Annotated in this window: 17 protein-coding genes; 9 read left to right on the top strand and 8 right to left on the bottom strand. The window is 65.6% G+C overall.

Going from position 1 to position 20,587, the window contains the following annotated elements:
- Window positions 1–80 precede the first annotated feature (80 nt).
- Window positions 81–506 (bottom strand): DUF2147 domain-containing protein, encoded by a 426-nt coding sequence (locus tag ABIC78_RS07235; protein ID WP_054131141.1) that lies wholly within the window; start codon window positions 504–506, stop codon window positions 81–83.
- A gap of 265 nt (window positions 507–771) precedes the next feature.
- On the opposite strand from ABIC78_RS07235, the gene ABIC78_RS07230 reads away from it, so the two are divergent.
- The 3 genes from ABIC78_RS07230 to ABIC78_RS07220 are packed head-to-tail and all read left to right on the top strand — an operon-like array spanning window position 772 to window position 6,044.
- Window positions 772–1,905, top strand: a complete 1,134-nt coding sequence (locus ABIC78_RS07230; RefSeq protein ID WP_168351026.1) for a thiolase family protein — start codon at window positions 772–774, stop codon at window positions 1,903–1,905.
- Complete coding sequence (locus ABIC78_RS07225; protein WP_354488568.1) at window positions 1,905–4,238, top strand: 3-hydroxyacyl-CoA dehydrogenase/enoyl-CoA hydratase family protein; 2,334 nt, start codon at window positions 1,905–1,907, stop codon at window positions 4,236–4,238. Before ABIC78_RS07230 ends, ABIC78_RS07225 begins: the two co-directional genes overlap by 1 nt.
- Before the next feature lie 15 nt (window positions 4,239–4,253).
- Window positions 4,254–6,044: an acyl-CoA dehydrogenase C-terminal domain-containing protein gene (locus ABIC78_RS07220; RefSeq protein ID WP_354488566.1), complete on the top strand. Its 1,791-nt coding sequence runs from the start codon at window positions 4,254–4,256 to the stop codon at window positions 6,042–6,044.
- Between the two features lie 119 nt (window positions 6,045–6,163).
- On the opposite strand, the gene trmFO is transcribed toward ABIC78_RS07220, so the two are convergent.
- Genes trmFO through gyrA form a run of 3 tightly spaced genes read right to left on the bottom strand, consistent with a single transcriptional unit; the run spans window position 6,164 to window position 10,629 of the window.
- On the bottom strand, window positions 6,164–7,501 hold the full coding sequence (gene trmFO, locus ABIC78_RS07215) for a methylenetetrahydrofolate--tRNA-(uracil(54)-C(5))-methyltransferase (FADH(2)-oxidizing) TrmFO (protein ID WP_354488564.1): 1,338 nt from the start codon (window positions 7,499–7,501) through the stop codon (window positions 6,164–6,166).
- Window positions 7,502–7,504: 3 nt separating this feature from the next.
- Window positions 7,505–7,855 carry a DUF952 domain-containing protein gene (locus ABIC78_RS07210; RefSeq protein ID WP_022678486.1) on the bottom strand — a complete coding sequence of 117 codons (351 nt, stop codon included), beginning with the start codon at window positions 7,853–7,855 and terminating at the stop codon, window positions 7,505–7,507.
- Window positions 7,852–10,629: a DNA gyrase subunit A gene (gene gyrA / locus ABIC78_RS07205; RefSeq protein ID WP_354488562.1), complete on the bottom strand. Its 2,778-nt coding sequence runs from the start codon at window positions 10,627–10,629 to the stop codon at window positions 7,852–7,854. Before gyrA ends, ABIC78_RS07210 begins: the two co-directional genes overlap by 4 nt.
- Before the next feature lie 307 nt (window positions 10,630–10,936).
- Between gyrA and ABIC78_RS07200 the strand changes: the two genes are divergently transcribed.
- Complete coding sequence (locus ABIC78_RS07200) at window positions 10,937–12,283, top strand: hypothetical protein (protein ID WP_354488560.1); 1,347 nt, start codon at window positions 10,937–10,939, stop codon at window positions 12,281–12,283.
- Window positions 12,284–12,386: 103 nt separating this feature from the next.
- Here the strand turns inward: ABIC78_RS07200 and ABIC78_RS07195 are convergent, their stop codons facing one another.
- Entirely contained in the window at window positions 12,387–13,040 is a 654-nt protein-coding gene (locus ABIC78_RS07195; protein WP_171794499.1) for a carbonic anhydrase, read from the bottom strand.
- Between the two features lie 67 nt (window positions 13,041–13,107).
- Between ABIC78_RS07195 and lipA the strand changes: the two genes are divergently transcribed.
- Window positions 13,108–14,055, top strand: a complete 948-nt coding sequence (gene lipA, locus ABIC78_RS07190; RefSeq protein ID WP_022678482.1) for a lipoyl synthase — start codon at window positions 13,108–13,110, stop codon at window positions 14,053–14,055.
- A 1-nt stretch (window position 14,056) separates the two neighbouring features.
- Window positions 14,057–14,503, top strand: a complete 447-nt coding sequence (locus tag ABIC78_RS07185) for a type II toxin-antitoxin system RatA family toxin (RefSeq protein ID WP_022678481.1) — start codon at window positions 14,057–14,059, stop codon at window positions 14,501–14,503.
- Between the two features lie 45 nt (window positions 14,504–14,548).
- Here the strand turns inward: ABIC78_RS07185 and ABIC78_RS07180 are convergent, their stop codons facing one another.
- From ABIC78_RS07180 to ABIC78_RS07170, 3 genes are read right to left on the bottom strand one after another with little or no spacing between them, the layout of a single operon-like run.
- On the bottom strand, window positions 14,549–15,076 hold the full coding sequence (locus ABIC78_RS07180) for a CinA family protein (RefSeq protein ID WP_022678480.1): 528 nt from the start codon (window positions 15,074–15,076) through the stop codon (window positions 14,549–14,551).
- A 20-nt stretch (window positions 15,077–15,096) separates the two neighbouring features.
- Window positions 15,097–15,678, bottom strand: a complete 582-nt coding sequence (locus tag ABIC78_RS07175) for a hypothetical protein (RefSeq protein ID WP_062784403.1) — start codon at window positions 15,676–15,678, stop codon at window positions 15,097–15,099.
- A complete protein-coding gene (locus ABIC78_RS07170; protein ID WP_354488556.1) occupies window positions 15,675–16,853 on the bottom strand; it encodes a bifunctional 2-C-methyl-D-erythritol 4-phosphate cytidylyltransferase/2-C-methyl-D-erythritol 2,4-cyclodiphosphate synthase in 1,179 nt (392 codons plus the stop codon). The genes ABIC78_RS07175 and ABIC78_RS07170 overlap by 4 nt, the downstream gene beginning before the upstream one ends.
- Before the next feature lie 128 nt (window positions 16,854–16,981).
- Here ABIC78_RS07170 and dusB point away from each other — a divergent pair, with 128 nt between their 5' ends.
- Genes dusB through ABIC78_RS07155 form a run of 3 tightly spaced genes read left to right on the top strand, consistent with a single transcriptional unit; the run spans window position 16,982 to window position 20,563 of the window.
- Window positions 16,982–17,998: a tRNA dihydrouridine synthase DusB gene (gene dusB, locus ABIC78_RS07165; RefSeq protein WP_062784399.1), complete on the top strand. Its 1,017-nt coding sequence runs from the start codon at window positions 16,982–16,984 to the stop codon at window positions 17,996–17,998.
- Entirely contained in the window at window positions 17,995–19,113 is a 1,119-nt protein-coding gene (locus ABIC78_RS07160) for a two-component system sensor histidine kinase NtrB (protein WP_022678476.1), read from the top strand. The genes dusB and ABIC78_RS07160 overlap by 4 nt, the downstream gene beginning before the upstream one ends.
- A gap of 4 nt (window positions 19,114–19,117) precedes the next feature.
- A complete protein-coding gene (locus ABIC78_RS07155; protein WP_354488553.1) occupies window positions 19,118–20,563 on the top strand; it encodes a sigma-54-dependent transcriptional regulator in 1,446 nt (481 codons plus the stop codon).
- Window positions 20,564–20,587 lie beyond the last annotated feature (24 nt).

Genomic DNA, 20,587 nt, shown 5'->3' with positions numbered 1-20,587 from the left:
TCTCACTCCCATGCGAATTTTTGTGGTGTCTGTGGTTTCAACGGTGCCGGTGGTGTTTGGTCTGGCCGGCTCCGGCTGGATCAGCGCAGGCGCTTCCACGTCTGGGTCTTGCACAAGGGCCACACGATGCAGCCCTTGAGCTTGAGCGTGTCAGCATCGGCGATCGTGATCGTCGCCTTGTAGGTGCCGCCGTCTTCGGGATTGTAGATCGAGCCACCCTCCCAACCGTCGGTGCTGCGCGTAAAACCTTGCAGAATGGTCAGGCCCTTGAGCGGACGACTGCGCAGGGCCGGATTCTTGTTTTTGCCATCGGCAAAGGCCGGATTGGCGCGGATGCTGTCGGATTCGACCAGGCGCCCGCAGATCGACGCTCCGCACGGGGCAATTTCAACGATGCCGTGCTTGGTGGGCGTGGCCCAGCGGCCGATGGCCTGTTCGGATGCGGATTGTCCGGCAGCGTAGGAGGCCGGAGCATAGGTGGCCGCCGCTGCCCCCATCAGGGACATTACGGTGATGGCCAATAACGGCTTACCTCTCATCGTTCTTCATCCTCGACCCAAGAACCCAAAGCGCGCTTCGTGCGTTTCGGTATCCGGTTATCACCCGGCCTTTCTTGCCTTTGCCGGTGTGCGACTCACTCTATGCCCCAAATTTTGGTTGACGTATAGGGAAAGTTGAGCACCATTACGGACGAAAGCAGCGCCAAGGGTGATTCCGTGGTATCGGAGGCACAGGCGGCAGCTGCCCCACCTGACGAGGATGCCAGAAATCATGCCGAATGCGGTCATTGCCGGATATGCCCGGTCACCGTTCCACCTTGCCGGCAAGGGCGCGCTTGCCCGTACCCGGCCCGACGATCTTGCCGCGGCCGTGGTCAAGGCGCTGGTCCAGCGCACCGGCATTGACGCCGCCGCGATCGAGGATCTGATCGTTGGCTGCGCTTTTCCCGAAGGCGAACAGGGCTTTAACGTTGCGCGCCTGATCGGCATGATTGCCGGCCTGCCGCGTTCGGTCGGCGGCATGACGGTCAACCGCTTCTGCGGTTCGTCGATGAGCGCGATCCACTATGCCGTGGGCCAGATCGCCGCCGGCGCTGGCGACGTGTTCATCGCCGCCGGGGTCGAATCGATGAGCCGGGTGCCGATGATGGGCTTCAACCCGCTGCCCAATCCGGCCCTTGCCAAGGCCAGCCAGGCCTATATCGGCATGGGTGACACCGCCGAAAACCTCGCCAGCCAGTATGGCCTGTCGCGCCAGGCACAGGAAGCCTTCGCCGTCGCCAGCCAGGACAAGGCCGCTGCCGCCATCGCCGCTGGCAAGCTCAAGGACGAAATCGTCGGCATCGAAACCAAGGCCGGCCTGGTCGATACCGATGGCTGCCCGCGCCCCGGCACCACCGCCGAAACCCTCGCCGGGCTCAAGCCCGCGTTCAGCGCCAGCGGTACGGTCACGGCCGGCACGTCCTCGCCGCTCACCGACGGCGCCAGCGCGGTGATCGTGGCGAGCGAAGACTATGCCCGCGCCCATGGCCTGCCCATTCTGGCGCGGATCAAGGCCATGGCGATTTCCGGCTGCGCGCCCGAAATCATGGGGATCGGCCCGGTCGAATCCAGCCGCAAGGCGCTGGAGCGTGCCGGCATTTCCGTGTCCGATCTCGACGTGATCGAACTGAACGAAGCCTTTGCCAGCCAGGCGCTGGCCTGCATCGCCGATCTTGGCCTCGATCAGGCGAAGATCAACCTGGATGGCGGCGCGATCGCGCTGGGCCACCCGCTGGGCGCCACCGGCGCGCGCATCGTTGGCAAGGCAGCCAGCCTGTTGCAGCGCACGGGCGGCAAGTATGCGCTCGCCACCCAGTGCATCGGCGGCGGCCAGGGCATCGCCACGGTTCTGGAGGCGATCTGATGCCAGAGACAACCCACAGCGAGTCCATCAGGAAAGTCTGCGTCATCGGCGCGGGCACCATGGGCGCCGGCATCGCCGCCCAGGTGGCCAACGCCGGCGTGCCGGTGCTGCTGCTCGATATCGTGCGCGATCCGGCCAACCGCAATGCCGTGGCCCAGGGCGCGCTCGATCGCCTGGCCAAGGCCGAGCCGGCGGCGTTCATGAGCAAGCGCGCCGCCAAGCTGGTCGAGGTTGGCAATATCGAAGACGATCTGCCCCGCGTTGCCGAGTGCGACTGGGTGATCGAAGCGATCGTCGAACGGCTCGATCTCAAGCATGCGCTCTATGAAAAGCTGGAAGGCGTGCGCCGCCCCGGCACGGCGGTTTCGTCCAACACGTCGACGATCCCGCTCGAACAGCTGATCGCCGGGCGCGGCGAAGGCTTTGCCCGTGATTTCCTGATCACGCACTTCTTCAACCCGCCGCGCTACATGCGCCTGCTTGAAGTCGTCGCTGGCCCGGCCAGCGATGCGGCGCTGGTCGCCAAGGTCAGCGATTTTGCCGATCGCGCGCTGGGCAAGACCGTTGTGCGCGCCAAGGATACCCCGGGTTTCCTGGCCAACCGCGTCGGCACGTTCTGGATCCAGCAGGCGATCAATGCCGCCATCGATCTGGGACTGAGCGTGGAGGAAGCCGATGCCGTGGTGGGCAAGCCGATGGGCGTGCCCAAGACCGGCGTGTTCGGGCTGGTTGACCTGGTCGGCATCGATCTGATGCCGCACTTGAAGGCGAGCCTTACCGCCACGCTGCCGGAAGATGATGCCTATCGCGCCATCGCGATCGATCATCCGCTGATCATGAAGATGATCGCCGATGGCTATACCGGGCGCAAGGGCAAGGGCGGGTTCTACCGCCTCAACCGCGAGGCCGGCAAGCGCAAGGAAGCGATCGATCTGGCCACCGGCGAATACCGCGCCGCCGCCAAGCCGCCATCGCTGCCCGGCGCCGTGTTCAAGGATCTCAAGGCGCTGGTTGGCCTGCCCGGCAAGCTGGGTGCCTATGCCTGGGCCGTGCTGGCGCCGACGCTGTCCTATGCCGCGTCGCTCGTCCCCAGCGCGTCTGACGATATCGTTGCCATCGATGTGGCGATGAAGCTGGGCTACAACTGGAAGTCCGGCCCGTTCGAACTGATTGACAAGCTCGGCACGGCCGTCTTTGCCGAACGCCTCAAGGCCGAAGGCAAGCCGGTGCCGGCGATCGTGGAACTGGCCGCCGGCCGGCCGTTCTATAGGGTCGAAGCGGGCAAGCGCCAGGCGCTGGGCCTTGATGGGGAATACCACGATGTGGCGCGTGCCGCGGGTGTGGTGCTGCTCGAAGACATCAAGCTGGCCGCCAAGCCCCTGCTCAAGACCGCCTCTGCCGCGCTCTGGGACGTTGGCGATGGCGTTGCCGCGCTGGAATTCACCGGCAAGATGAACGCGCTCGATGCCGAGGTGATGAAGCTGATCGGCCAGGCCATTCCGTTGGTGGCGGAAAAGTTCAAGGGCCTGGTGATCTACAACGAAGGCAGCCACTTCTCGGCGGGTGCCAACCTGGGCCTGGCGCTGTTCGCCATGAACATCGCCGCTTGGGGCGAGATCGAAAAGCTCGTTGCCGGTGGCCAGCAGGCGATGAAGGCGCTCAAGTATGCGCCGTTCCCGGTGGTCGGCGCGCCATCGGGGATGGCGCTGGGCGGCGGCTGCGAAGTCCTGCTGCATTGCGACGCCATCCAGGCGCACGCCGAAAGCTATATCGGCTTGGTCGAATGCGGTGTCGGCCTCGTGCCGGGCTGGGGCGGCAATGGCGAACTGCTCGATCGCTGGCGGCACAATCCGGCGCTGCCCAAGGGGCCGATGCCGGCCGTGGCCAAGGTGTTCGAAACGGTGTCGACCGCCACGGTGTCCAAGTCGGCCGCCCAGGCGATCGAACTCGGCTTCCTGCGCCCGACCGACCAGGTGACGATGAACCGCGATCGTCTCCTGGCCGATGCCAAGGCCCGCGTTCTGGCCCTGGCCGAAGGCTATCAGCCGCCCGAACCGCCGATGTTCCGCCTGCCGGGTAGCGGTGGCAAGGCCGCGCTCGACATGGCGGTGCAGGGCTTCCGCGCCCGCGGCATGGCCACCCCGCACGACGAGGTGGTATCGGGTGCCCTTGCGCGCATCTTGACCGGCGGCGACGCTGACCTGATCGATACCGTGACCGAGGACGAACTGCTGGCGGCCGAACGCCGGGAATTCACCAGCCTCGTCCGTAACCCCGCGACACAGGCCCGGATTGAGCATATGCTCAAGACCGGCAAGCCGCTTCGCAACTGATTGAGGAGATTTGCCATGCAGATCTATACCGCTCCCCTGCGCGACATGCGCTTCGTGCTCAACGAATTGCACACCGACGACGGCTTTGGTGACATTCCCGCGCTTGCTGATTTCACGCCTGACCTGACTGAGGCCGTGCTGTCTGAAGCCGCCAAGCTGTGCCAGGACGTGCTGCTGCCTTTGAACCGCAGCGGCGATGAGGAAGGCTGCACCCTGGAAAACGGCGTGGTCCGCACGCCCAAGGGTTTTATCGAGGCCTACAAGGCCTTTACCGAGGGCGGTTGGAACGCTCTTGTCCTGCCGTCGGAATGGGGCGGGCAGGGCGCGCCCGAGGCCGTGGGCAAGCTGGTGGAAGAGATGATCTGCGCCACCAACGTGTCGTTCAGCCTCTATCCCGGCCTCACCAACGGCGCCATCGCCGCGCTCACCGTCTATGCCAACGACACGCTCAAGCAGGAATACCTGCCCAAGATGGTCAGCGGCGAATGGTCGGGCACCATGTGCCTGACCGAGCCGCACTGCGGCACCGACCTGGGCCTGCTGCGCACCCGCGCCGAACCGGGCGAAGATGGCAGCTACAAGCTGTCGGGCGCCAAGATCTTCATCTCGGCCGGCGAGCACGACCTGACGACCAACATCGTCCACCTCGTGCTGGCGCGCCTGCCCGATGCGCCCAAGGGCGTGAAGGGCATCAGCCTGTTCCTGGTGCCCAAGTACCTGCCCGATGCTGACGGAAACCCGTCGGTGCGCAACGGTGCGCGCTGCACCGCGATCGAGCACAAGATGGGTCTCAAGGCTTCGGCCACGTGCCAGATGCTGTTCGAAGATGCCAAGGGCTGGCTGGTGGGCGAACCGCATCGCGGCCTCGAAGCCATGTTCACGATGATGAATGCCGAGCGCGTGGGCGTGGGCATCCAGGGCCTGGGCATTGGCGAGGCTGCCTATCAGTCGGCCGTGTGGTACGCCAAGGATCGCCTCCAGGGCCGCTCGCTGTCGGGCACCAAGCATCCCGACAAGCCGGCCGATCCGATCATCGTGCATCCCGATGTGCGGCGCATGCTGCTGACCATGCGCGCGTGGAACGAAGGCTGCCGTGGCGTTTCCGCGTGGGTCGCCCGCGCGCTCGATGCCGAAAAGCATGGGGCAGAGCCGGAACAGCGCCAGCGCGCGTCGGACTTCGTTGCGCTGATGACCCCGGTGGTCAAGGCGATGTTCACCGACCTGGGCCTCGAAAGCGCGAGCCTTGCCGTGCAGTGTTATGGCGGTCATGGCTTCATTCGCGAAAGCGGGGTGGAGCAGTATATGCGCGATGCGCGCATCGCCATGCTCTATGAAGGCACCAACGGCATCCAGGCGCTTGACCTGGTGGGCCGCAAGCTGCCCGCCGAAATGGGCCGCTATCTGCGCAGCTTCTTCCATCCGGTCAGCGATTTCATCGACGCCAACCTGGAAGATCCGGCGATCGGCAAGATGGTTGCCGGCCTCAAGCGCGCCTTCGAAGCGCTGCAGGGTGCAACCGCAATCATCGCCGAACGTGGCATGAAAGACCCTGAGGAAGGCGGCGCGGCGGCAACCGACTATCTGCGCCTGATGGGCCTGGTCGCCATGGCCTATTGCTTTGCCAAGGCCACCAAGCTTGCCTCGCGCGAGCTGATGTCGGGCACTGGCGAAGCGGCGTTCTACAAGGCCAAGATCGACACCGCGCGCTTCTTCTATGAAAAGCTGCTGCCGCAGTCGGCCTCGCTGTACCTGGCGATCAAGGCCGGCAAGGGCTCGGTCATGGACTTTGCCGAGGAAGCTTTCTGAGGCTTGGGTAAGGCTTCGCACCACCCCCCCGACCCCCTCCTCTGAAGAGGAGGGGGAGGTAAGGCATTGATCTGAAAGCCCCATCCTCTTTAGAGGAGGGGGTGGGGGTGGTGGAAGCCTTAAGCCAACGTCTCAAGCCAAGGCCCGAAATCGGCCTTGGCGCGGGTGGTGTAGGCTTCCTTGCGCACTTTCTTCTTCACCGATGGATCGACCGGCGGAAACAGCCCGAAGTTCACGTTCATCGGCTGATAGGTGTCGGCTTCGGCATCCCCGGTGATGTGGCCAAGCAGGGCGCCCAGCGCCGTGGTTACCGGCGGCGGCGTCCACGGCCGGCCGGCCAGTTCCGCCGCTGCCATCAGGCCAGCCAGCATCCCCACCGACGCGCTTTCGACATAGCCTTCGCAGCCAGTGATCTGCCCGGCAAAGCGGATGCGCGGCGCAGATTTCAGGCGCAGCTGCCGATCGAGCAGCGTGGGAGAGTGAATAAACGTATTGCGGTGCAAGCCGCCCAGCCGCGCAAATTCGGCGTTTTCCAGGCCCGGAATGGTGCGGAACAGGCGCACCTGTTCGGCATGCTTGAGCTTGGTCTGGAAGCCCACCATGTTCCACAGCGTGCCCAGCTTGTTGTCCTGGCGCAGCTGCACCACGGCATAGGGCCAGCGGCCAGTGCGCGGATCGTCCAGACCAACCGGTTTCATCGGGCCAAAGCGCAGAGTGTCCTCGCCCCGTTCGGCCATCACCTCGATCGGCATGCAGCCGTCGAAATAGGGGGTGTTGGCCTCCCATTCCTTGAACACGGTCTTGTCACCATCGAGTAGGCCCTGGCGAAATGCCTGGTACTGCTCCTTGTTCATCGGGCAGTTGATATAGTCCTTGCCGGTGCTTTCCGGACCAGATGCCTTGTCCCAGCGGCTCGCCATCCAGCACACGTCCATGTCGATCGAATCGCGATAGACGATCGGGGCAATGGCATCGAAGAACGCCAGGCTTTCCGCGCCGGTGGCCGTGCCGATGCTGCTGGCGAGCGACGCAGCGGTCAGCGGCCCGGTGGCGACGATGGTCATGCCGTCCTGGGGCAGGGCATCGACCCGCTCACGCACCACTTCCAGGTTAGGCAATTCCGCCAGCGCGGCGTCCACCGCGGCGGAAAACACATCGCGGTCCACCGCCAGGGCAGAGCCGGCGGGCACGCGCGCCTTGTCGGCGGCGGCCATGATCAGGCTGTCGCAGCGGCGCATCTCGTGATGCAGCAGGCCTACTGCGTTCTTTTCGTCATCGTCCGAGCGGAACGAGTTGGAGCAGACCAGTTCGGCCAGCCCATCGCCCTGATGCGCGGCGGTGGTTTCGCCGCTGCCGCGCATTTCCGAAAGCCGCACGCGAAAGCCACGCCGGGCGAGTTGCCAGGCAGCCTCGCTGCCGGCCATGCCGCCGCCGATGATGTGAATCTGGTGCGTCATCGTTCAGCGCGCCCGGGGCAGCGCCACACTGCCATCGCTTTGCCGCGAAAGCGGCTCCATCGCCACCACCGCGGCCAGCGGCAACGGAGCATAGAGATGGGGAAACAGCGCCCCGCCGCGTGACACTTCCCATTTCAGGGTTTCGCCAAAGCCCGACAGGTCGATGGCGGCCACATGCAGGTCGTCCTGCCCGGCAAAGTGCTTGTCCACGGTAACGGTCAGCTGATCGTCCGTGGACATGTGGATATAGCCATCGGCCAGATCGACCGGCGCGCCGCCGAACGAACCCTGTTCCAGCTCGGCCCGCTGCGGCGCGGTCAGCACCTTGTAGGCGATCACGGGATGCCCGCTCATTCGTCCGCACCGCCTTCTGCGCCATCGCTTTCGACAGTGTCGCCGGCGATTGCTTCGTCCGCGATCGCTTCACCTTCACCGTCTTCGGCGTCCTGCTCGGCCAGGCGCACCGCGCCCACCACGTGCTCGTCACCCGAAACGTTGAACAGGCGCACCCCGGCCGATCCGCGCCCGATCACGCGCAGCGACGAAAGCGGCAGGCGGATCAGCTTGGCCTGGTCGGTCACCAGCATCAGCTGGTCGGCCTGCGAGGCGGGGAAGCTGGCGACGACCGGGCCATTGCGGCCGATGTTGTCGATATTGGTAATGCCCTGGCCACCACGGCCGGTGCGGCGATATTCATAGGCCGAAGACAGCTTGCCATAGCCGTTGGCGCAGACCGTGAGGATGAACTGCTCCTTGGCCACCAGTTCCTGGTAGCGTTCGGCGCTCATCTGCGGCTCGCCTTCCTTCTCGGCCTTCCACGGGGCAAAGCGCAGGTAATCCTCGCGCTCGTCCTGGTCCTTGACCCCGGCGCGATGCAGGATCGACAGCGAGATGACCTCGTCCCCGTCCTTGAGCGCCATGCCGCGCACCCCGGTGGAGGTGCGGCTCTGGAACTCGCGCACGTCGTCGGCCGGGAAGCGGATGGCCTTGCCGGCGCGACTGGCCAGCAGCACGTCGTCCCCTTCGGACAGCAGCGCCACGCCGATCAGGCGATCGTCGGTATCTTCCTCGAACTTCATGGCATACTTGCCGTTCGACGGGATGTTGGCGAACGAATCCATCGCATTGCGGCGCACATTGCCCTTGGCCGTGGCGAACATGACGTTGAGCGCGCCCCATTCGGCCTCGTCTTCGGGCAAGGGCAGCACGGCGGCGATTGTTTCGCCCTGATCAAGCGCGGGCAGCAGATTGACGACCGGGCGGCCGCGGGTGGCCGCGCCGCCTTCGGGCAGGCGCCACACCTTGAGGCGATAGACCTTGCCGGCGGTGGAGAAGAACAGCACCGGGGTGTGGGTGCTGGCCACGAACATCGTCGCGACGGCATCCTCTTCCTTGGTCGCCATGCCCGAGCGGCCCTTGCCGCCGCGCGCCTGGGCGCGGAACGTGGAAAGGGGCGTGCGCTTGATATAGCCATCGAGCGTGACGGTCACGACCATGTCTTCACGCTCGATCAGGTCTTCATCGTCGATGCCATCGGCGGCCGGCATGATCTGCGACAGGCGCGGCGTGGCATAGGCCGCGCGCACTTCCACCAGTTCCTGGCGCATCACGGCGTAAAGCTTCTGGCGGTCGGCCAGGATCGCCAGGTATTCGGCGATCGCGGCGGCCAGCTTTTCCAGTTCCTCGCCGATTTCGTCGCGGCCCAGTGCCGTCAGGCGGTGCAGGCGAAGGTCGAGGATCGCGCGCACCTGGATTTCCGACAGGCGATAGGTGCCTTCGCCGGCAACCGCGTCGTCCTCGATCGCCTCGACCAGGCGGATATAGGGCGCGATTTCGCCCATCGGCCATTCGCGGGCGAGAAGCGCCTCGCGGGCAAGCGCCGGATTGGCCGAGCCGCGGATGATCTTGACCACTTCATCGAGGTTGGTGACCGCCACCACCAGGCCAAGCAACACGTGGGCGCGGTCGCGCGCCTTGTTCAGCTCGAACTTGGTGCGCCGCGTGATCACTTCCTCGCGGAAGCGCACGAAGCTTTCGATGATATCCTTGAGGGTCAGGATTTCCGGACGCCCGCCACGGATGGCGAGCATGTTGGCCGGGAAGTTGGATTGGGCCGGGGTATTGCGCCACAACTGGTTGAGCACGACCTCGGGCGAGGCATCGCGCTTCAAGTCCACCACGACGCGAACGCCTTCGCGGTTGGATTCGTCGCGGATGTCGGAAATGCCCTCGATCCGCTTGTCCTTGGCGGCCTCGGCAATCTTTTCCACCAGGTTGGACTTGCCGACCTGATAGGGGATCGAAGTGAGCACGATCGAGCGCCGGTTGGCGTCGCGGCCGCGGCCTTCCTCCACCTCGTGGCGGCAGCGCATCATGATCGACCCGCGGCCTTCGGTATAGGCCTTGCGCGCACCGGCGGCGCCCAGGATCAACGGGGCGGTGGGAAAATCGGGACCGGGAATGATCTGGATCAGCTCGTCGATCGTGATCAACGGGTTGTCCATATAGGCCAGGCAGCCGTCGATCACTTCGCCCAGGTTGTGCGGCGGAATGTTGGTGGCCATGCCCACGGCGATGCCACCGGCGCCATTGACCAGCAGGTTGGGGAAGCGCGCCGGCAGAACCTGCGGCTCGTGCTCCGCCCCGTCATAGTTGGGCTGGAAGTCGACCGTGTCCTTGTCGATATCGGCCAGCAGCGAGTCAGACACCTTGGCCAGGCGCGCTTCGGTATAGCGCATCGAGGCTGGCGGATCGGGGTCCATCGAACCGAAGTTACCCTGGCCGTCGATCAGCGGCAGGCGCATCGACCAGTCCTGGGTCATGCGCGCCAGCGCGTCATAGATCGCCGCGTCGCCATGGGGGTGATACTTACCCATGGTATCGCCAACGATACGGGCAGACTTGCGATAGGGCTTGGTCGAGGTGAAGCCGTTCTCGTGGCTGGTCCACAAGATGCGGCGATGCACCGGCTTCAACCCGTCGCGCACATCGGGAAGCGCACGCGCCACGATCACGCTCATCGCGTAATCGAGGTAGCTGGTCTTCATTTCGTCGACGATGTCGATCCGCTGGAATTCGTGGTCCGGCGTGCCGGGGGTGGGATCGAGGTTCGGGGTGTCGTCGCTCACGATGGTGGCTTTGTCATTTCGTTGTCTGGAAAGTAACCGCCCTAGGCGCCTTGCGCGCAAAAGGCCAGCAAACCATGCCGTTTCCGACCCAACTAACCATCACTTTTCCACACATGCGACAAGCTGCCTGAACAGCAGGACGAAATGCCATTCAATCCGCGTTCACCCCGTGCCACCTAGCAAGCGCAGAGTTGCCAAGGGAGCCATTCCGCGCCACTAGCGCAGGGCCGACCAGGGTAAACGGCGGGGCCACGTGAATCCGAAACATGCGACACGGGCACCGTCGGGGTCGAACAGGAGATAAGAGATGCGCGGTTCTTTGTGGAATTCGGGTAAGGGCATGGTTGCGCGCACGGCGATGGCCGTTGCGCTGGCATCGGGGCTTGGTCTTGGCGGCATGATCGCTCCTGCGATCGCCAAGGAAGCCAAGAAGGAGCAGCCTGCCGCTGGCGGCAACTCCAAGGAATTTGCGGCAGCGGCCGCGCCGTTCCAGAAATCTTTCAATGATTGGCAGGCTACCAAGGGCAAGGCCCCCGAGGCTGAATTCAAGGCTGGCGCGCAGAAGCTGGCCGGTGAAATCGGCCCGGTGGAAGCCGGCGCCAAGACCCCCCTCGATCGCCTGATCCTGGGCCAGTGGCAGCAGATCCTGGGCGGTGCCATGGGTGACGGCGCGCTGCAGCAGAAGGGCCTGCAGAACATGGCCGACAGCGGCCAGCTCAGCGCCGACAAGGTGCCGATGGTGCAGTACTTCCTGGGCGCCACTGCCTATCAGAACAAGGACTATGCCACCGCCACCAAGGCGCTGCGCGCTGCCGTCGACGCCAACTACAGCGAAGACAACGCCGCCGAACTGCTGGCCGATTCCTATGTCCAGCAGAACCAGCCGACCCAGGCGCTCGACGCGCTCAAGGCTGCCATCGCCGCACGCAAGGCCGCGAACGGCACCGTGCCGGTGAGCTGGTACAAGCGTGGCCAGGTCATTGCCTACAACGCCAAGCTGGGCCCGCAGGCGATCGAATGGGGCCTGCTGTCGGTTGCGGCTGATCCCACCCCGATCAACTGGCTCGGCGCTGGCCAGCTGACCCGCGAATTCAGCCAGTTCGGCAAGGAAGAGTCGGTCGATCTGGGCCGCCTGTTCGAACGCACCGGCGCGCTGGGTGTCGACAAGCAGTACACCGGCCGCGAATTCGTGGAATACATCCAGGCGGCCGACCCGCGTCGTCTGCCCGGTGAAGTGCAGAAGCTGGCCGAACAGGGCATTGCTTCGGGCGCGCTCAAGGCATCCGACCCGTTCGTGTCTGATGCCCTGGCCCAGGCCAAGGCCCGTATCGCCGCTGGCGACAAGGCCTCGCTCCCGGCCATGGAACGCGATGCGGCCAAGACCGCCGATGGCAAGCTCTCGGCGATCACCGCTGACGCCTACCTCTCGTATGGCGATGCGGCCAAGGCCGAAACGCTCTACAAGGCGGCGCTGAGCAAGGGCATCGCAGCCCAAGCCGACAAGGACCGCATCGAAACCCGCCTGGGCATCGCGCTGGCCGATCAGGGCAAGTACGATGAAGCCAAGGCAGCGTTTTCCACGATCACCAGCGGCGTGCGCCTGCCCCTGGCGCAGCTATGGATCCAGTATGTGGTGACCAAGGGCGCCAAGTAAGCGCTCCAGGTTCACGCTGCGCAGCACGCGTAGCCAAAAAGATGAAGGGCGGCTCCTTGCGGGGCCGCCCTTTTCCTTTCTGGGATCTTTTTGCTAGCTGAAATCAGGCTGCCGGGGCGAACGTGCCCGTTTCCTCGTTCAGCAGGTGCAGGATGCCATCGGAAATGGCAAAGAATGCGCCGCGCAGGGTAAGGTCGCCGGCGTCTTCCTTTTCCTTCACCCACGGGAAGGTGCGCAGGTTGGCAAGGCTGGCCTTCACACCAGCCAGTTCCATCGCGCGCTCGGCGGTGCGGCCACTGGTGCCGTGCTCTTCGACCACCGGCTTGCGCGCTTCGTCGAGCAGCGAAATCCAGTCGGCTACAAAGCCACCGGCGCCGCGTGCGGCCCCGGCCATTTCCTGGGTCAGCGCGGCGCGGCAGCCGCCGCACATGCCGTGGCCCATGACCACGACTTCCTTGACCTTGAGCACCTGCACGGCGAATTCCAGCGCGGCCGAAACACCGTGATGACCGGGCGAGGTTTCGAACGGCGGCACCATGGCTGCCACATTGCGCACCACGAACATTTCGCCCGGATCGGTGTCGAACACCTGGGCCGGGTCGACGCGGCTGTCGGAACAGGCGATGATCATCACCTTGGGTTCCTGCCCTTCGCGCAAGCGCTCCCAGCGCTCACGATGCGGGGTCCAACCATGGTCACGGAAGCGGCGGTAGCCGGCGAGGAGCTGATCCAGCTCGGGGGATGTCGCGTTTGCCATGAGCAAACGCCATGCCGTGTTCGATTGGCACTTTCAAGTGCCCCAAGTTACGCCTATCTGCGCAGGCATGACCGACACTGCCTCGAACCTTGAGCCCGCCCAGCCTCAGCGCATGCGCAAGCCTGACTGGATTCGTGTAAAGGCGCCCACCAGCAAGGGCTATGGCGAGACGCGCCAATTGATGCGCGACTTGAAGCTGAATACCGTGTGCGAAGAGGCAGCCTGCCCCAACATCGGCGAATGCTGGACCAAGAAGCACGCCACCGTGATGATCCTGGGTGACGTGTGCACCCGCGCCTGCGCGTTCTGCAACGTCAAGACCGGCATGCCGCGCAAGGTCGACATTTCCGAGCCGGGCCACGTGGCCGAGGCGGCGGCCCGCATGGGGCTGGAACACATCGTCATCACCTCGGTCGATCGCGACGATCTGCCCGATGGTGGTGCCTCGCAGTTCGTCAAGGTGATCAAGGCCCTGCGCGAACAGACGCCGCAGACCACGATCGAAATCCTCACGCCCGATTTCCGCAACAAGATGGAAGGCGCGGTTGCCGCCATCGTCGAGGCGGGACCGGACGTGTACAACCACAACCTGGAAACCGTGCCCCGGCTCTATCCCACGATCCGGCCCGGCGCGCGCTATTACGCGTCGCTGCGCCTGCTCGAACAGGTCAAGCGGCTCAACCCGATGATCTTCACCAAGTCGGGCATCATGCTGGGCCTGGGCGAAGAGCGCCTGGAAGTGCACCAGGTGATGGATGACATGCGCTCGGCGCAGATCGATTTCCTCACCATGGGCCAGTATCTTCAGCCCACGCCCAAGCACACCAAGGTGATGGAGTTCGTCACGCCCAAGGCGTTCGATGCCTATGGCGCGATTGCCCGCGCCAAGGGCTTCCTGCAGGTGGCATCAAGCCCGCTGACCCGTTCGAGCTATCACGCCGGCGAAGACTTTGCCCAGATGCGCGCCACGCGCGAGGCGCAGCTGGCCAAGGCAGCGGCGCGCGCCGGGGCATAAGATGCCGCGCATCGCCGAACAGCGGCGGCTGCAATGGTCGCCGGAACAGATGTTCGACCTCGTCGCCGACGTGCGCCGCTATCCAGAGTTTTTGCCCTGGGTGGTGGCCACGCGGATCAAGGCGGACAGTGAAACCGAGATGGTCGCCGACATGCTCGTCGGCTTCAACGCGCTGCGCGAAAAGTTCACCTCGCGCGTGCGCAAGGCCAAGCCTGACCGGATCGAGGTGGAATATCTCGACGGGCCGATGAAAAGCCTGTCCAACACCTGGTCGTTTCGCCCGGGTGACGACGGCACCGGCTGCGTGATCGATTTCTGCGTCGATTTCAGCTTTCGCAACGCCTTGTTCGAAAAGCTGGCGGGCCAGTACCTCGATCGCGCGTTCCGCAAGATGGTCGCCGCCTTCGAAACCCGCGCGGCCAAGCTCTATGGCCCGGTCGAGGCCTGATCACGGCTGAGCGTCGGCCCCGCTTTCGCACGGGGCCGCGTGGCCTCAATCCGCTTCGGGCGGCATCAGCAGTTCGAGGGCGCAAAGCGTGGCCTGGTGGCGCACGGCGCTGCGGGTCTGGCAATCATCGAACAGCCGGGTTTCGGCCATGATGTCTTCCGGGTTCTGGCCGCGGTGCGCACGGGCAAACACCACGGTGCCGACCGGCTTCTGTTCCGAACCGCCATCGGGGCCGGCAATGCCGGTGATCGCCACCGCAACATCGGCCTGCGAATGGGCAAGGGCACCCTGCGCCATCGACCAGGCGGTCGCCACCGATACCGCGCCAACCGCATCGATCACGTCGAGCGATACACCCAGCAACTCGTGCTTGGCCTCGTTCGAATAGGTCACGAAGCCGCGATCGAGCACGCTCGAACTGCCGGCGATTTCGGTCAGCGCGGCCGCCACCAGACCGCCGGTGCAGCTTTCGGCCAAAGCGACCGTGCGGCCGATGCTGCGATTGGCCTCGATCACGCGCTGGGCCAGCGCGACGATGTCGTGCGGAAGAAGGGAGTCGGTTTCGGGGGGCATGATTGGGGGGTGTTCCGTTGTCATGGGGTTTCCGGGCACAGGGGCAGCCCAGGTTTGCGGGGCACGATGCCCGGCTTGCGCGATGGCGAATCGACCATGCGGATGATGAAGGTGAACAGGCTGGCGGTGTTTTCCGGCGGCAATGGCGCCAGAAGGCGCGTCATCTGTTCCAGCGGGGCGCAGCTTTGCGGCTTGATCGATTCGGTGACCATCTGCCCCACCATGCCATCGGCAAACGGCTGCAAGGCCTTGTCGGGCAACCGGGCCATCTGCGCAATGGTCTGGTCACCGCCCTTGGCGTCGGCCTGGCCCAGCTTGAGCAGCGCTGCCTTGGCGCGCGGCCAAGCAGCCGGCTTGGCCTGGGCATAGCGCTGCACCAGCGATTGGCCTTCGCGGGCGAAATAGCCCTGCGGCGCCAGGTGCGGCGCGCAGAACGTGATCGCGCTGTCCATCGCCGATGGCAGGGCATAGGCCACCATGGCATCGACATCGGCCGGCTCCAGGCAGGCGCGGGCGTCTGCCGCAAAGGCCTGCTGCCCCGCGAGCAATCCGGCAAGGGCGAGCGTGGCGGCGCTGCGGCGCGCAAGGGTCAGGCTGATCATTGCGGCACCACGGTGGCAACGGCCTGCGCCGCAATGCCTTCACCGCGACCGGTCGTGCCCAGGCGCTCGGTGGTCGTCGCCTTCACGCTGACGCGGTCGATCGGCAGGCCCAGGATTTCGGCGAGGCGGGCGCGCATCGCCGCCTTGTGTGGGCCGATCTTGGGCGCTTCGCAGATGATCGTCACGTCGACATTGGCAATCGCATGGCCGCTTTGCGCCACCAGCGCGGCGGCATGCGCCAGGAAACGATCGGACGAGGCGCCTTTCCACTGCGCATCGGACGGCGGGAAGTGATCGCCGATGTCACCGGCTGCAATAGCGCCGAGCAGCGCATCGACCAGGGCATGGATCGCCACGTCGGCATCGCTGTGGCCCGAAAGGCCCTTGGCATGATCGATCTTGACGCCGCACAGCCACAGGTCTTGCCCCGTGACCAGGCGGTGAACGTCAAAACCCATGCCCGTGCGGGGAAGGGGGGCTGGCATCGGGGCAGTCTCCAGATCGCTGGCAAAGGTCACCTTGCGCAAGGCCTCGTCTCCGGCAACGAGCGCCACGGCCAGGCCCGCGGCATCGGCCACCTGTGCATCATCGCCCGCTTCGGCGCCGCCGTTCCAGCCACGATGGGCGGCAAGGATGGCAGGATAATGAAACGCTTGCGGCGTCTGCACACGGAACAGGCCCTCGCGCGCCACGGCAACATCGCGTCGGCCATCCTCGCGCCCACGCACCACGCTGTCGACCACCGGCAGCGCCGGAATGGCACCAGGCGCCGATGCCAGCGCCGCCAACAAGCGATCGATCACTGCGCGCGGCAGGACCGGACGGGCAGCGTCGTGAATCAGCACATGGTCCGGTGCATCGTCAGCCAACGCTTCCAGCGCGCACGCTACCGATTCTCGCCGCGTCTCTCCGCCATGGACGAATACGACATCGGGCAATCCCTGCAGGGCTGCGGCCGCTACCTCTTCCCAACCGCGCGGGATCGCCACCATCACCGGCGCGACACCGGCAGAAATCAGCGATTCCACGCTGTGGCGCACCAGTGGCTGGCCCTGCCACAGGGCAAACTGCTTAGGCACGCTGCCACCGGCACGCAGGCCCTTGCCGGCGGCGACCACGATGGCGGCCGTCCTGCTAAAGGATTGCTGGTCTGAAGGGGGAGGGACAGGGTTCATTCCGGGTGCGCCTCTACCAGCAGGGCGCAGGGAAGCCAAGCGGCGGCTTGGCCCTCCCGGACGGGCGCTTGCCCACTCGCGCGTATTCGACTAAGGGCTGCCTGTTTTTTAGGCAGTATCGTTCGGTCATGACCCAGGTTCCCACTCCCCCCGTTCTCGCCCCGCTCGACGTTGGCCCCGTGCGCATTGGCTGCCCGGTGGTGCTGGCGCCGATGACGGGCGTTTCCGATCTGCCGTTCCGCCTGATGGTGCGGCGCTTCGGTTCGGGCCTCAACGTGACGGAAATGATCGCCAGCCCCGCCGCGATCCGCGAAACGCGCCAGTCGATCCAGAAGTGGGCGTGGCACCCCACCGAGGAACCGGTCTCCATGCAACTGGTCGGCTGTGATCCCGAACAGATGGGTGAAGCGGCCAAGCTGTCGGAAGATCGCGGCGCGGCCATCATCGACATCAACATGGGCTGCCCGGTGCGCAAGGTGGTCAACGGCTATGCCGGCTCTGCGCTGATGCGCGAAGTGCCGCTGGCGGCGCGCCTCATCGAAGCGACGGTCAAGGCGGTGAAGGTTCCGGTCACGGTCAAGATGCGCATGGGCTGGTGCCATGACAGCCTCAATGCCCCGGAACTGGCACGGATCGCGCAGGATCTTGGCGCGCAGATGATCACCGTGCACGGCCGCACCCGCAACCAGATGTACAAAGGCAGCGCCGACTGGGCGTTTGTTCGCAAGGTCAAGGAAGCGGTGACCATTCCGGTGATCGTCAACGGCGATATCTGCGGGATCGAAGATGTGGCCCAGGCCGTGGCGCAAAGCGGTGCCGATGGCGTGATGATCGGGCGCGGTGCCTATGGCCGCCCGTGGCTGCTGGGGCAGGTGATGCACTGGCTGCAGACCGGGGAGGTGCGCCCCGATCCCACGATCGAGGAGCAATACCGCCTGATCGTGGAACATTACCAGTCGATGCTCGACCACTATGGCGCCGTCACCGGCGTGAACATGGCGCGCAAGCACCTGGGCTGGTACACCAAGGGCCTGCCGGGGTCGGCCGAGTTCCGCAACCGCGTCAACTTCATCGATGATGCGCAGGACGTGCTCGCCAATCTCGAAGCGTTCTACGCCCCGCTGCACCACCGCGAAGCGGCATGACGCAAGGGCTGGACCGCGCCCGCGCCGAGCATCTGGTGCGGCCCGATCCCAAGCGCATGATTGCCAGCTTTCCGCTGGCCGTATTGCTGCTGGCGCCCGACATGACGATTTCGGCGGTCAATCCGGCGGCCGAACAATTGCTGAGCCAGGGGGCGCGGCGCCTGGTCGGCAAGGCCCTGATCGACGTTCTGGCCTTTGAAGAACCGCTGATCCTGCATCGCCTTGCCGATGCCGAGACGCACCTGGTGGCGCGGCGCGTGCGCGTTGGCCTGCCTGGCCGCAGCACCCGCGCGCTCGACGTGATGACCGCGCCGGTCCAGCATCATCCGGGCTGGCAAATGCTGGTCCTGCACGAAATGAGCGGGGTGGAAGGCTTAAGCGACGACGTGCCCGGTGCCGGTGCGGGCGAGACCGGCGCCCTGCGCGCGCCCGAGGTGCTGGCCCACGAAATCAAGAATCCGCTCGCCGGCATTCGCGGCGCGGCGCAATTGCTCGACCGCAAGCTGGGTGAGGCGGACCGCGCGTTGACCGGGCTGATCACCGCCGAGGTCGATCGCATCGCCAAGCTGATCGATCACATGCAGTCGCTGTCGCGCCGCATCCGCGAGCCGGCCGTGCCCTGCAACCTGCACGAAGCGGTGCGCCGTGCCCAGGCGGTGATCGCCGCCAGCGACCCGGGTGGCGTGGTGGTGCGGGAGGAATTCGATCCCTCGCTGCCCCCGGTCACGGCCAATCCCGACGCCCTGGTGCAGATCCTGCTCAACCTCATGACCAATGCGCGCGAGGCATGCGAGGGGCAGGACAACCGCCGCATCGTGGTGCGCACGCGCTTTGCCAGCGGCATCCAGGTGCATTCGCGCGCGGGCAAGCCGCTGCGCCTGCCGATCGAGGTGCGCGTCAGCGACAATGGCCCGGGCATCGACCCCGCGCTGCGCGATCATATCTTCGAGCCCTTCGTCACCGCAAAGAAGAACGGCCAGGGCCTGGGCCTCGCCCTGGTGCAGAAGCTGGTGCGGGAAATGAACGGGCGCATTACCCATGATCGTGACGAGGTGGGGGGGTGGACGCATTTCCGCCTGCATCTGCCCGTTGCCGGCACTGTGCAGAATGATTGAGCGCATGAAAGAGTCGATTCTGCTGGTCGAGGATGATTCCTCCATCGCCATCGTCATCACCGCAGCGCTCGAGGCCGAGGGCCTGCACGTTGACCGCTGCGACAGCATTGCCGGGCGCGATTGCCTGTTGGCGAGCAAGCCCTATGGCCTGATGCTGACCGACGTGATGCTAACCGATGGTGACGGCATCGAAACGCTTCCCCCCGTGCGCGCGGCGTTTCCGCGCATGCAGGTGATCATCCTGTCGGCGCAGAACACGCTCGATACCGCGGTGCGGGCGAGCGACACCGGCGCCTTTGAATATTTTCCCAAGCCGTTCGACCTGGAAGAACTGGTGCGCACCGTGCGCCAGGCGCTGGGCGCATTGGACGGCAGCGATCTGCCCGATGCTGCCGAAGACCTGGGGCAGGGCCTGCCGCTGGTCGGGCGCAGCGCGGCGATGCAGGCGGTCTATCGCATGATCACGCGCGTGCTGCGCAATGATCTGACCGTGCTGATCCTGGGCGAATCCGGCACCGGCAAGGAACTCGTGGCCGAAGCGATCCACCAGTTGGGCAACCGGCGGGACGGGCCGTTCGTGGCGGTCAACACCGCTGCCATCCCGCACGAGTTGATCGAAAGCGAGCTGTTCGGCCACGAAAAGGGCGCGTTCACCGGGGCGGTAGCCCGGCAGATCGGCAAGTTCGAACAGGCCGCGCGCGGCACGCTGTTTCTCGACGAAATCGGCGACATGCCGCTGGAGGCGCAGACCCGCCTGCTGCGCGCCTTGCAATCCGGGCGCATCCGCCGCGTGGGCGGCACGGAGGAAATCGCGCTCAACTGTCGGATCATTGCGGCAACCAATCGCGATCTGGTGCCGATGATCGCCGCCGGCACGTTCCGCGAAGACCTTTACTACCGCCTCGCCGTCGTGCCGATCGAACTGCCGCCACTGCGCGAGCGGGCTGACGACGTGGAGGCGCTGTCCCGCCATTTCCTGGCGCGGGCAGCGGCCGAGGGATTGCCCCGGCGGCAGCTGTCGGCAGCAGGTGCGGCGCTGCTCGCGCGCCAGCCCTGGCGCGGCAACGTGCGCGAATTGCGCAATTTCATCTTCCGCCTGGCCCTGCTGGCGCGCGACGATGTGGTCGATGACGCCACGATCGAACCACTGCTGGCCAGCGATAACGCGGCCCAGCGCGCTGGCGAGCCCGAAGCGGGCATCGGCAAAGCTGCCCCGGCCGATTTCGCTACGGCCCTCGACGCATTCCTGATCCAGGCGCGCCCCGAGCCGGGCATGCTCTATGACACCGCGCTGGCCGCGTTCGAGCGGCCGCTGTTCCTTCATGCCCTGGCGCAGACCGGCGGCAACCAGTTGCGAGCCGCGCAACTGCTGGGGATCAACCGCAACACGCTGCGCAAGCGCCTGGTCGATCTGGGCATTGCGCCGGAAGATGCCTTGGGTGGTCGCTGACGCGCCTCGTCCAGACGCGGTGTG

The sequence above is a fragment of the Novosphingobium sp. 1529 genome (genome assembly GCF_040544855.1).
GTDB classification, from domain to species: Bacteria; Pseudomonadota; Alphaproteobacteria; order Sphingomonadales; family Sphingomonadaceae; genus Novosphingobium; species Novosphingobium capsulatum.
This window is presented reverse-complemented; position numbering and strand designations above follow the sequence as displayed.